At 56.4% G+C, this 11,308-nt stretch carries 13 protein-coding genes; 3 read left to right on the plus strand and 10 right to left on the minus strand.

Features of this window, described 5'->3' with window-relative positions; translation table 11 throughout:
* Nucleotides 1–92: 92 nt before the first annotated feature.
* The gene (locus KIB08_RS03455; protein WP_303989654.1) at nucleotides 93–539 is read right to left on the minus strand and encodes an OmpH family outer membrane protein; all 447 of its coding nucleotides are present in this window, start codon (nucleotides 537–539) and stop codon (nucleotides 93–95) included.
* A gap of 91 nt (nucleotides 540–630) precedes the next feature.
* Complete coding sequence (locus KIB08_RS03460; protein WP_303989657.1) at nucleotides 631–1,236, minus strand: cyclodeaminase/cyclohydrolase family protein; 606 nt, start codon at nucleotides 1,234–1,236, stop codon at nucleotides 631–633.
* Nucleotides 1,237–1,357: 121 nt separating this feature from the next.
* Here KIB08_RS03460 and KIB08_RS03465 point away from each other — a divergent pair, with 121 nt between their 5' ends.
* Entirely contained in the window at nucleotides 1,358–2,071 is a 714-nt protein-coding gene (locus KIB08_RS03465) for a DJ-1 family glyoxalase III (RefSeq protein ID WP_303989660.1), read from the plus strand.
* A 73-nt stretch (nucleotides 2,072–2,144) separates the two neighbouring features.
* Here the strand turns inward: KIB08_RS03465 and KIB08_RS03470 are convergent, their stop codons facing one another.
* The 8 genes from KIB08_RS03470 to tpx form a co-directional block, all read right to left on the minus strand.
* Complete coding sequence (locus KIB08_RS03470) at nucleotides 2,145–2,612, minus strand: CBS domain-containing protein (RefSeq protein WP_303989662.1); 468 nt, start codon at nucleotides 2,610–2,612, stop codon at nucleotides 2,145–2,147.
* 51 nt (nucleotides 2,613–2,663) lie between these two features.
* A complete protein-coding gene (locus KIB08_RS03475) occupies nucleotides 2,664–3,545 on the minus strand; it encodes a site-2 protease family protein (RefSeq protein ID WP_303989665.1) in 882 nt (293 codons plus the stop codon).
* A gap of 12 nt (nucleotides 3,546–3,557) precedes the next feature.
* Nucleotides 3,558–4,799: a hypothetical protein gene (locus KIB08_RS03480; protein ID WP_303989668.1), complete on the minus strand. Its 1,242-nt coding sequence runs from the start codon at nucleotides 4,797–4,799 to the stop codon at nucleotides 3,558–3,560.
* A gap of 11 nt (nucleotides 4,800–4,810) precedes the next feature.
* Complete coding sequence (locus KIB08_RS03485; protein WP_303989669.1) at nucleotides 4,811–5,290, minus strand: 23S rRNA (pseudouridine(1915)-N(3))-methyltransferase RlmH; 480 nt, start codon at nucleotides 5,288–5,290, stop codon at nucleotides 4,811–4,813.
* Nucleotides 5,290–6,387 carry a S1C family serine protease gene (locus tag KIB08_RS03490; protein WP_303989672.1) on the minus strand — a complete coding sequence of 366 codons (1,098 nt, stop codon included), beginning with the start codon at nucleotides 6,385–6,387 and terminating at the stop codon, nucleotides 5,290–5,292. The genes KIB08_RS03485 and KIB08_RS03490 overlap by 1 nt, the downstream gene beginning before the upstream one ends.
* A complete protein-coding gene (locus KIB08_RS03495) occupies nucleotides 6,342–7,346 on the minus strand; it encodes an MBL fold metallo-hydrolase (RefSeq protein ID WP_303989675.1) in 1,005 nt (334 codons plus the stop codon). Before KIB08_RS03495 ends, KIB08_RS03490 begins: the two co-directional genes overlap by 46 nt.
* A gap of 111 nt (nucleotides 7,347–7,457) precedes the next feature.
* On the minus strand, nucleotides 7,458–8,624 hold the full coding sequence (locus KIB08_RS03500; RefSeq protein ID WP_303989679.1) for a pyridoxal phosphate-dependent aminotransferase: 1,167 nt from the start codon (nucleotides 8,622–8,624) through the stop codon (nucleotides 7,458–7,460).
* Nucleotides 8,625–8,740: 116 nt separating this feature from the next.
* Nucleotides 8,741–9,247 (minus strand): thiol peroxidase, encoded by a 507-nt coding sequence (gene tpx / locus KIB08_RS03505; protein ID WP_303989682.1) that lies wholly within the window; start codon nucleotides 9,245–9,247, stop codon nucleotides 8,741–8,743.
* A 104-nt stretch (nucleotides 9,248–9,351) separates the two neighbouring features.
* On the opposite strand from tpx, the gene KIB08_RS03510 reads away from it, so the two are divergent.
* Nucleotides 9,352–10,506, plus strand: coding sequence for a RuBisCO large subunit C-terminal-like domain-containing protein (locus KIB08_RS03510; protein ID WP_303989684.1), 1,155 nt, complete (start codon nucleotides 9,352–9,354; stop codon nucleotides 10,504–10,506).
* Complete coding sequence (larE, locus tag KIB08_RS03515) at nucleotides 10,481–11,308, plus strand: ATP-dependent sacrificial sulfur transferase LarE (RefSeq protein WP_303989687.1); 828 nt, start codon at nucleotides 10,481–10,483, stop codon at nucleotides 11,306–11,308. Before KIB08_RS03510 ends, larE begins: the two co-directional genes overlap by 26 nt.

Here is an 11,308-nt window from a genome sequence, read left to right on the forward strand (position 1 = left end):
GGCGAACGTTACCGATCCGCGGCGCGTAACAGCGAAAATTTCTGATTTGCGGACGCAAAAAACCGGCCCGAAGGCCGGTTTAATGAATCTGCTTATTTCTTTAATTTCGCTGCCACTTCCGGAGTTACGTCAACGATTTTTTCGTCTTTCGCTTTAGCGGCAATCTGAACCGGTTGCGCGAGGATGACATCCAGTTTCTGATCGCGCAATACTTCCTGCGTCGCTTTGTTCAAATCTTTTTGCAACGCGGCGGTCGCTTTTTCACGATCCTGCATGTAGGACTGAATCAAGGCTTTGTATTTGCCTTGCATCGCCTGCTGCTGTTCCTGCTGCGTTTTCATTTGTTTGAGGTCCGCTTCCATAGCGCTCAGCTGCGGCGCGTACTGCTGTTCCACTTTCTGCATCTGTTGCACCATCGGCTGATATTTCGGGCTGGCCTGCAACGCCATGTCGACATTCAACACGCCGGTGCCCGCAGCGCACGCGCTCAATACCGTACCGGCCGCCAATACGGCCGTCATCATACTTGTTTTAAACATAGGGTTTCCTCCTTAGTTACTGCATAGTCACTACCTAGAAACTATGTACATTTTACACGAATTCGCTCTGCTTGCCAAGTCGGCCGCGCGGCTACACGCCTCCGAGCAACTCCCGTTCCGCCTGCTCTGCTTGCGTTGCCAGCGTTTTTTGGCGCGTTATTAGAAGTTTTGTATACTCATTTTCGGGCATGTTTTTAATGTTGATGCGCACATTGTAGAGCGCTCCGCGTATCGCGGCGGCGGCAAACAAAACGGCCAGTTCCCCGTCCGAGCGCGCGCTCGCCACGCCTTTCGCCAAAACTTGCGCCGCCAGCGGAAAAATCCGCGCGCACGCCTCGGCCAAGGCCAACGGTACTTCCGCCGCCGCGCGCGTCGCCGCTTCATTTCGCGCCGCGCGGGAAGGATCGTCTTTGGGTAAACGCCACGCGACCACGAGCGCTCCGAACGCGTCCGCGTCTTTTTGAATATAGCTCAAAACCTCGGCGCGTAAACGTTCCGCCTCGTCCCGCACCGCTTGCATATCCTCATGCGCGTCGGCATAGCGTTCATTTTTCAGCGTCAGTTCCGCGACCATTTGCGCCAACGCGACGGCCTGCGCTCCAACGAGCGCGCTGGCGCCGCCTCCACCCGGTGTCGGCGCGGCGCTCGCTAACGCGGCGGTGAATTCCGCCAGTGTCATTTGCGTGGGTTGATTCATAACGACTCCTTTACGTTTTGTTTTCAGTATGCCATGCCCCCTGCCCGTTGGCAAGCATACGCATGTGTCTGATATAATTATTATACAGTTTGTTACGGTAGATTCGGAAAGGAGCGACACAATGAACAAATACATGGTTCTATTGAGCAAAGGTTACGAAGAAACGGAAGCGTTACTGGTGGTAACGTATTTGCGCCGCGCCGGCATCGAGGTCGATACGATTTCGACAATGGACACGTTGGAAACCCTCGGCGATCACGATATCATGATCAGGGCGGATAAAAAATGGGATGAAATCCATCTGGACGATTACGCCGGCATCATTACGCCGGGCGGCATGACCGGCTCGGAAACGCTGGCCGCCGATCCACGCGTCACCAAGGCGATCAAAGCGTTTCATGACGCGGGCAAACTGGTTGCGAGCATTTGCGCCAGCCCCATCGTTTTACACGCCGCGGGCATTGCCAAAGACATCGAAGGCGTGTGCTACCCGGGTATGGAAGAAGCTGTCGGCTTCAAAAAAGCGCATGAAGAAATCGTCTTTTTCGATCAAAACGTGCTGACGAGCCGCGGGCCTTTGACCGCGCCCTTCTTCGCGTTGAAATTAATTGAAATCATCAAAGGCGAAGACGCGAAAAATGATGTCGCGGGACAGATTTTGTTGCCGCGCGTCCAAGAAGCCCTCGTCGGCATGGCGCAAGGCAAATGCGCGTGCGGTACGACGGAAGGCGGCGAAAGCTGCGGTTGCGGTCATCATGAACACGCAGAAAGCTGCGGTTGCGGCCATCACGGTGACAAAAAAGGAGGCGGCTGCTGCGGTCATCATCATCACTGATCGGCGCGCGCCCACTCACAATGTCATAAAAACAATAAAAAAGCAGCTCCGCTGAGCTGCTTTTTTGTTGCCTTCAGACGATCGGCAAATCATTTTCCCGCGCGATTAACTCTAAAATATCCGCGCGTGAAATCATGCCGACCAGACGTTTATCTTTCACGACCGGCACATTTTTCAAATGGTCCTCGACCATCATATCCGCAACGGTATTGGAATCGGCATCCGGCTCGACGTACTCGACTTCTTTCGTCATGATTTCTTCGGCGCGCGTCGCCAACAATTTTTGAAAGGTTTCTTCATATTGTCCGTAGCCGCTGTAGTAAAGGCTGGCGCCCAAGACATTGACATAGCGCGGCACGTGCGGACGCACTTTTTTGTACAGGAGATCCCCTTCGGAAACAATCCCGAGCAACTCGTCATCATCGCCGACAACGGGAATCGCCGTTACCTTATTGCGGACAAATAACCGGATCAACTCGTGAATCGTCGTATCTTTGCTACAGGTCAGGACATATTTACTCATGATTTCAGTTGCTTTCATAGTCGTTACCTCCTCTTACTTATATGTTCTCTTTCGTTCGCAAATTTCCTTTTATGCGCCGGTGAAAAGATACACGCCCACGCCGGACAACGCCGTGATCAGACCGTAAGCGATACCGATCAGCCAACGTTTCGGCGCGCTGACGGTGAAGTACCGCTGCTGCCGCGGATCGTGCCGCTGTGACCAAGTCTGCCGCGCCCGATAGATACCGAAAAACAAAATCAGAATCATCAACGGACTGAATGTATACCAGGCGGCGACGGCCATTACGATCAAACCGACCACCCATACCCACGGGGAAAGGGCGGTGACGATGCGACCGCCGTCAAGCGGTGACACCGGAATCATATTAAAGAGCGTAATAAAAAAGCTGAAGTAGGCGATCGCCTGCACCAGTCCGGAATGGTTAACGATGCCCCAGTACAGCGCGCACAGTCCCGCCACGAGTCCGAAGAACGGACCGCCCAGCGCGACGATCGCTTCCTGCCACGCGTCTTTCGGCGGCACTTTCATGGTGATCAACGCGCCCACGAACGGGATGAACACCGGCGCCGAGACCGGCATGCCGACCGCTTTCGCCGTGATGTAATGCCCGAACTCATGGATGGCGATCATCAGCACGATACCCGCCGCGTACTGCCAACCGTAAAACACCGCGTACGACCAAATCATGACGAACATGGAAACGGCCGTGCCCAAAAATTTCGTATATTTAAGCGCGAACAAAAGGCTCTTGCCTTTGCTCAGCAAGAGCAGCAGCATCGCCCCCAACCCCAGACCGGCCGATTTCTGAAAGCCGTTGCCGGAGTGTTGGCGCGGCGGTTCTTGCGGAGGCCGCTCCGAGGACCATGCGCGATCTTCGATCACTCGATATTCGCCGTCCGCGATCGGACCGTCGTCACGATCACGGCGCGGTTCATTGTAACCTGTCATAAACGGGCACCATCACCCTCTGATTTTCAAAAAGTAGTAGACGCCGACGCCGACCAAAATAAGAATTAAAATAATCAACGGCACGATCGAGCGCGATCCTTCTTCATCATCGCCGAATTCGGATTCTTCCCGCGCTTTCGCAGCGGCCTCTTCGGCGCGCAGTTCCGCTTTCTCCGCGGCGACGCGAGCCGCTTCACGATCGGCGCGAATTTGTTCCGCGCGGCGCGCCATTTCCTCTGCCGACGCCGCCTGATCGGCAGCCGCCAGCGCTTGCACCGGCGGCAGTTCCGGCAATTCTTCCGGTATATATTCTTCGCCGAGTTCCGCTTTCGCGGCCGCTTCCTCCGCCTGACGCGCCATCATTTCCCGTCGTTGCGCGGTAATATCCTGCATATCCCGGTGCAAACTTTCCACCTTGCGGCGCATGACTTCTTTGCGAATCGCCTGCAGGAAAATCTGCAACGATTCCATCGCCGTCTGCAACGTATGCGCCGCGTTCGACCGGTATTCGAGATATTTGCGATACGCCCAGAGCACCGCCTGATGGTGTCGCAAAATATCCGCCGACGCTTCGGAATGCGTATGCAGGTTGACGGCGATCTCTTTTTCTTTATTAAACATGCCGTTCAGGTGGAACGCCGCGCTGTTGATCTGCTGATACAGGTCGTTCACCCGACGCGCGAGACTTTTCAATTCCTCTTCATATAAAAGGTGCTGATTTTGCGTAAGTCCGCCCGCCAGCAGACCGTCAATGACTTCCGTCAAACCGTCGATGCCGCCCAAAAGTTGATGCGTGTTGGTCAACAATTCGCGAAAATCGCTGAGCGCCGCCTGCGTACTCGCGCGCCGCGCCGTCATATAATGGTACGCCAAATTGACTTCGCGCGCTCCGTCCGCCGTTTTCGCATAGTAATGAGGCGTCGCCGCGAAAGCCCGTCGCGTGAGATGACCGTGACGATGCGTGCGTGTTCGCGCCGCGCGCATAACCACCGGCGTTGTGACAACCGGTTGCGCCGCCAACGCCTGCGCGCGCGCGGCGAGCCATTCATCGCGCATCTCCTGCAACTGATTTTGCATCGTCAGCAGTTCTTCGCCGCTGGCCGCCGTCTGCGCGCGAAAACGTTCCGTAAATGTCGCCTGCTGATGAGGCGCGGTGGGAAACATCGACATGATATTGGCATTGTCCTTGCGACTCTTGTCGATGATTTGCGCCCAATCTTTTCCCTGCTTGTTTTGATCCTGCTCGTTTGCCATGCCGTCACCTCTTACCAATGATAGGGTTCCCGATGATTAATTTTAGCGGCTCGGTAAAGTTGTTCCAATACCAGGTACCGCGTCATTTGATGCGTAAATGTCAAAGGCGAAAGCGCCCAGCGAAACTGCGCCCGCTTGCGCACGTTCTCGCCGAGTCCGTACGCGCCGCCGATCGCCAGCGTGACTTCGCCGACGCCGTCGACCGCGAGGCTCGCGAGCTTCGCCGCGAAATCCGTCGACGACAGTTCCTTACCGTGCAAATCGAGCACGATCAGGTAATCCTGCGGACGAATATGCTGCAGCAGCGCGTTTCCTTCTTCTTCCAACTGCGCTTCGCGTTCTTTTTCGCTCGGTCGCGTCGTCGTCTTGGCTTCCGGTACCTCGATACATGTCAGTTCGCCGTACGGACGCAACCTTTTGATGTACTCCGCGCAAGCCTCTTTGAGAAAATCCTGTTTCAATTTGCCGACGCAAAGCAGACGATAGCGCATCAGCGCGCCTCCTGCAACGTCACTTCGGCGGTTCGTTCCCTGCCGTCATGGCGATACCCGAGCGTAATTTTCTGCCCCGGCGCCTGCGCGTCAATTTGCTGGCGCAAGTCTTGAAGGCTCGCGATCGCCTGACCGTTCACCGCCGTCAGAAAATCGCCCGATCCTACATCGGTCATGCCGAGCGGTCCGCGCGGATCTTTTTTCACGACGAGGACACCGGTTTCGCCCGCCGGCCACTCGTAACCGTAACGAGCCGCAATGGCTTGATCGACCGCCCATACGCCTATGTACGCGCGACGGATTTCGCCATGCGCAATCAATTCTTTTAAGATCGGCCGCGCCGCGTTGATCGGAATGGCAAAACCCAAACCTTCCACGCCGTTATTCGCGATTTTGGCGCTGTTGATGCCGACTACCTTGCCCTCGGCATTGACCAGCGCCCCGCCGCTGTTGCCCTGGTTGATCGCCGCGTCCGTCTGAATTAACGGATAATGCTGTTCCAGCGGATTGATCGTGCGGTTCAACGCGGAAATAACGCCGACCGTCACCGTGCCGCGCAATTCCAGCCCCAACGGATTGCCGATCGCGATCGCCGGTTCGCCGACGACCAATGAACTCGAGTCGCCGAGTTCCGCCACCGGCAACTCTTCATGTTCGATTTTAATGACGGCGAGATCGGTGGCTTCATCGCGGCCGATCACTTTGCCGGTAATCGTTTCGTTTGTCGCCAACATGACATTCACGTCATCACTTGTCCCCACCACATGGTAGTTGGTGACGATGTATCCCCGCTTATCGAAGATGACGCCGCTGCCGACGCTTTCGCCAACCAGCACGCGCCGATTAAACATATCGCGGTCATACACTTTCGTGCTGATGCCTACTACCGCGGGTCCCACCTGTTTGACGGCCTGCACGATCGAAGTATTGCGGACATTGGATAAAATCCGTTCTTCTTTCGGCGTATTCAAAGACTCAAAGTCGTTGCCGTCACCTTGCGGCGCCCACCAGTGGCGCCCCAAAAAGACGCCCAGCAGTACTCCGATAATGATCAGCAGGACGGCGATAATAATGATGTATTTACGATTGTTTCGCATTCTTTCTCCTCGTTCGTAACAGTTTTCGACGCGCAGCGCACATTTCCCAAAACGGCGCCGTGCTGCCAGTGAATGCCCGCCGCCTCCTCTTTAATGCCGGTGACGTTGAGCATCGTTTCCATCGCCGCGGCAACCGCCGCGCAAGTATTATTCGTTTCACTTCGGTGCGCTAAAATGACATCCATTCGCCGACCCCGATACAGACGCGCCAGCAATCGGCCGGTTTCGCCGTTCGCCAAATGGCCGCGCGCGCCCAAAATGCGCGCTTTCAAAAACGCGCTGTACGGTCCTTCGCGCAACATGACGGGATCGTGGTTAGCTTCAAGCACCAGCAGCGTAGCTTCTTGCAACGCCGCTTCCACATCGGACGACACAAAACCCAAGTCGGTGCACACCGCGGCTTTCACGCGCGTCGCGGCGAAGGTGAATCCGCCCGGATCCGCCGCGTCATGACTGATCGCGAACCGTTCCACATCCAAATCGCCGAGGGTAAACGGCCGCGTTACTTCCACAAAGCGGCGCGCGTACGTCACCGCGGTCTCGCCGAGCGCCTGAAACGTCGCGCGTGTCGTATACACCGGCAACGAATAGCGTTTCAAAAAGGCGGCCAAACCTTTCACGTGATCGCTGTGTTCATGCGTAAGCAAAACGCCGGCCAGTTGCTCCGGATCGACATGCAATTCCGCCAGCGCCTGCGTGATACGGCGCGCGCTGATGCCGCAATCGACCAGCACCTGCGTCCGCGGCGTGCGCACTAACGTGGCATTCCCCTTGCTCGAAGAGGCCAGCGTGATCATTTCGAGTTCCGGCCGTTCCATCGCCGCCACGGTTTCCTTCGGCGCGATGCGCGGCGTGTCCTGCGCGGCGCTCTTACCCGTATTCTTTTCGCTATATTGACCGCGCCCGTTCGCAATCTCGCGCGCTAAATCTTCCAGTGTGTTGAACTGCGTTTTCGGCAATGTTTTCCCCCGTTCTTACATTAATTTTTATTATAGCATATGCGCGGCGGCGCGAACCTTTTGCCAACCAAAAACAGCGGACATTGTGTCCGCTGTCTGAAGGTCATTGCTTTATTTTTTCGAGGCGATAAAACGCGCGATGCGTTTCATGGCTTCGGCGAGATTTTCCATGCTCGCCGCGTAGGAAATGCGCACGTGGCCTTTCCCCTGTTCGCCGAATGCCGAACCCGGCACGACGGCGATACGTTCGGCGGCGAGTAAACCTTCGGCGAATTCATTATCCGTAAGTCCCCTGCTGCGAATATCCGGGAAGATGTAGAAGGCACCTTGCGGCTTCACACAGGGCAGACCCATTTTCGTCAGTTCGTCGTATACGAACAGGCGACGACGGTCGTATTCCGCTTTCATCGCGGCGACATCTTCGTCGCATTCGCGCAGAGCGGCGAGCGCTCCTTTTTGACTGGTCGTCGGCGCGCACATAATCGCGTACTGGTGGATCTTGAACATCGTTTCCGTGAGTTCGCGCGGCGCGCAGGCGTAACCGATACGCATGCCGGTCATCGCGTAGGCTTTGGAAAAGCCGTTGAAAACGACGGTGCGTTCCCGCATGCCCGGTAGCGACGCGATGCAGGTGTGCGTGCCTTCATAGGTCAGTTCCGCGTAAATTTCATCGGAAATAACGACGAGGTCGTGCCGTTTCGCCACTTCGGCGATCTCCATAAGCGATTCGCGATCCATGATCGTGCCCGTCGGGTTGTTCGGGAAACCGATCAGCAATACTTTTGTTTTCGGGGTAATATATTTTTCCAGCGCTTGCGCCGTCAGACGGAAACCGTCTTCCTGCCGCGTCGGCACGAGTACCGGCGTACCGCCCGCCAACGTCACGCAAGCCGGATACGCCACATAGGCCGGATCGGGGATCAGCACTTCATCTCCCGGATTCAACAGCGCGCGCAAAGTCATGTCGATCGCTTCCGAAACGCCGATCGTCACCGTGATCTCCGTCTTGGAATCGTATTCGACGCCGTAATGTTCGGCGAACAGTTTGGCGATTTCTTCACGCAAAGGCAAAATACCGGCATTGCCCGTGTACGACGTTTCCCCTTTTTCCAGACTTGCTATGCAGGCTTTAATGACTTTATCCGGCGCGTTGAAATCAGGTTCTCCCACGCCGAGTGAAATCACATTATCCATGGCGCTCGCCAAATCAAAAAATTTGCGAATGCCCGACGGCGGTATCGAAATGACCCGCGGCACCATTTTTGTTTTCCAGTCCATGTGATCCTCCTTTAAAGATGTAATCTCACTTCATCATAGCAAAGACGCGCGCATGTTTCAATCCATAAAAAAGCCGCACCGCGAGGTGCGACTTTTTACTTTTCGTGGTTCTATTTTTACAGTTTTTTCAATGCTTCCAAGGCGCTTGCGAAGTCAACCTGATCGCTGGCTTCCGGCACGTATTCGATGTACCGTACGACATTGTCGCGATCGACGATCACTACGCCGCGCGAGAGCAGACGCAGATCCGGAACGAGGTAACCGTATTTCTCACCGAATTCCGCCGTTTTGTGGTCGGAAAGCGTGACGACGCGATCCAATCCTTCCGCCGCGCAGAAACGTTCCTGCGCAAACGGCAAGTCCGTGCTCAACGCGATGACAACAACATCATCGGCAAACGATACCGCGTCTTTGTTGAACTGACGAACCTGGCTTTGGCAAACCGGCGTATCCATCGACGGCATCGCCAAGAGAACTTTGATTTGGCCGTTCCAGTCCGACAGTTTTTTGGCCGACAAATCCCGCGCGACCAGTGTCGCGTCCGGAGCGGTATCACCGACTTTAATTTCGTTTCCGGCGAGAGCCAATACCTGGCCATCCCATTTGGTAGTGCGTTTTTCCATACTATTTCCCTCCTCAAATAACATGTAAATAAATCGGTACACTTATATTATATCACGCGCGCCCCTTCATCCGTGATAAGATAGTGGCAATAAAGGAGGTCTTTATGACGCATTTATCTCTTCCCCGCTGGCAGGCCGCGTACGCCGTCACCGCGAACGATCGCGCCGAAGCGGAGCAACTTGCTCACAATCTCGCCGTCGAACAGACGATTGAATATCCCTACGAATTGGTGGAAGGCACCTGGTACGCCGACGAAATGACCGGCCGCATCGAAGCCATCGAACCGCTTCATGAAACGGAGTGGAAAGTGACCGTCAGCTATCCCGCCGAAGCGGTGCAGGGTGAAATTTTGCAGCTTTTGAATATGCTGTACGGAAATTCTTCGTTGAAAATCAAGACGCGTTTATTGGACTTCACATTGAGTCCAGAGCTCGCCGCCGAATATCCCGGTCCGCGCTACGGTCTTAACGGTTTGCGCGACTATTGGCAAGCACCCGACGGACCGTTGGTGATGGCGGTGCTCAAACCCATCGGTCACAGCAGCCGCGAATTCGCCGCCATGGCGAGCGCCTTCGCCCGCGCGGGCGCGGCGGTGGTGAAAGACGACCACAGCCTGCATAATCAGAAATTTTCTCCTTTTCGGGAACGCGTGACGGCGTGCGTCGACGCGATCACGAACGCCAACGCGCAAGCCGGTCACCACACGGCGTACTTGCCGAATATCACAAGCGCCGGCGCGGAATTGATCGAGCGCGCGCTGTGCGCGCAGGAGCTCGGCGCGAACGGCATCATGGTAGCGCCGGCCTTGACCGGTTGGGGCAGCGTACACGAACTCGCGAATTATCCCGATTTCACTTTGCCCATTGTCTGCCACCCGTCCTGGAGCGGCCCGATGGTGCGCGGTCCGCGACCGGTGGTTTCCCCCTTTGTCTATAACGGTTTGTTTCCGCGCTTGGCCGGCGCCGACAGCGTCATCGTCGTGGGCGCCGGCGGTCGTTTCGGAGTGCACAATGACGCGTGTCTGGCGAGCCGTGACGGCGCGCTCTGCGCGTGGGGAAATTGCCGCCCGCTATTGCCCGCCATCGGCGGCGGCATGACGCTCGACGCGATCGCCGAATTGCCGCAAATCTACGGTGACGATATTATGTACCTCGTCGGCGGAGCGCTATTCCGTGAAAGTCCCGATATCGAACAGAACACGCGCCGCTTTTTGGCAGGAGTCGAAACGATCTATGCTCACGCCGGAAACGCTCGCTAAACTGACGCGGCTGCGCCGACTGTTAAAAGCCGACGAACGCGTCGTGCTCGCCTATTCGGGCGGCATCGATTCTTCGTTGCTCGCGTATCTCGGTCAGCAGATGCTCGGCGACCATTTGCTCGCCGTCACCTGCGTGAGTCCGCTGCTCCCGCCGGCGGAACGCATCGCGGCCCGCCGCTTTGCCGCCGGCCACGGCATCCGCCACATGGAATGGCCGACGCCGGATCTCGACTGTGAGGCCGTCGCGCACAACGCGCCGGATCGCTGCTATCATTGCAAGTATCGTCGCTTTGCCGCTCTGCTGGAATACGCGCGCACGCACGGTTACCGGGCGGTCTGGGAAGGCAGCAATATCGACGATCTCGGCCAATACCGGCCGGGCTTGCGGGCGCTGCGGGAACTGCCCGTGACTTCGCCTTACCTCGACGCGAACTTTATGAAAGCGGACATCCGCGACGTCGCCCGTCATCTCGGTCTGTCCATTTGGGATAAACCGGCCGCGCCCTGTCTCGCCACCCGCTTTCCGTACGAAACCGAACTCGACGCGCACATATTGAGCAAAGTCGCGGTGGCGGAAACTCTTTTGCGCGCCGTGTTGGGCGAACCGCTGCGGCTGCGCTATGACGGTCACGCCGCGACGATTGAAGCGGATGCCAAACGACTAGCGCGTATCTCCGCGAAGCGCAAACAAAAATTATTACAATGCGTTCGTCAATGCGGCATCGAGGCTGTGCAATTCGCCCCTGACGGTTACCGAAGCGGCCGCTACGATCATGAAGACAATAAAAAAACACCTCGCTGA

This window comes from Negativicoccus succinicivorans (genome assembly GCF_018372215.1).
In the GTDB taxonomy this organism is placed as follows: domain Bacteria; phylum Bacillota; class Negativicutes; order Veillonellales; family Negativicoccaceae; genus Negativicoccus.

Bases quoted from the DNA above. Each gene is read 5' to 3' on its own strand.
- KIB08_RS03460 (WP_303989657.1), bottom strand. From the start codon at position 1,236: ATGAATCAACCCACGCAAATGACACTGGCGGAATTCACCGCCGCGTTA.
- KIB08_RS03465 (WP_303989660.1), top strand. From the start codon at position 1,358: ATGAACAAATACATGGTTCTATTGAGCAAAGGTTACGAAGAAACGGAA.
- larE (WP_303989687.1), top strand. From the start codon at position 10,481: ATGCTCACGCCGGAAACGCTCGCTAAACTGACGCGGCTGCGCCGACTG.
- KIB08_RS03490 (WP_303989672.1), bottom strand. From the start codon at position 6,387: ATGCGAAACAATCGTAAATACATCATTATTATCGCCGTCCTGCTGATC.
- KIB08_RS03485 (WP_303989669.1), bottom strand. From the start codon at position 5,290: ATGCGCTATCGTCTGCTTTGCGTCGGCAAATTGAAACAGGATTTTCTC.
- KIB08_RS03455 (WP_303989654.1), bottom strand. From the start codon at position 539: ATGTTTAAAACAAGTATGATGACGGCCGTATTGGCGGCCGGTACGGTA.
- KIB08_RS03475 (WP_303989665.1), bottom strand. From the start codon at position 3,545: ATGACAGGTTACAATGAACCGCGCCGTGATCGTGACGACGGTCCGATC.
- KIB08_RS03510 (WP_303989684.1), top strand. From the start codon at position 9,352: ATGACGCATTTATCTCTTCCCCGCTGGCAGGCCGCGTACGCCGTCACC.
- tpx (WP_303989682.1), bottom strand. From the start codon at position 9,247: ATGGAAAAACGCACTACCAAATGGGATGGCCAGGTATTGGCTCTCGCC.
- KIB08_RS03470 (WP_303989662.1), bottom strand. From the start codon at position 2,612: ATGAAAGCAACTGAAATCATGAGTAAATATGTCCTGACCTGTAGCAAA.
- KIB08_RS03480 (WP_303989668.1), bottom strand. From the start codon at position 4,799: ATGGCAAACGAGCAGGATCAAAACAAGCAGGGAAAAGATTGGGCGCAA.
- KIB08_RS03500 (WP_303989679.1), bottom strand. From the start codon at position 8,624: ATGGACTGGAAAACAAAAATGGTGCCGCGGGTCATTTCGATACCGCCG.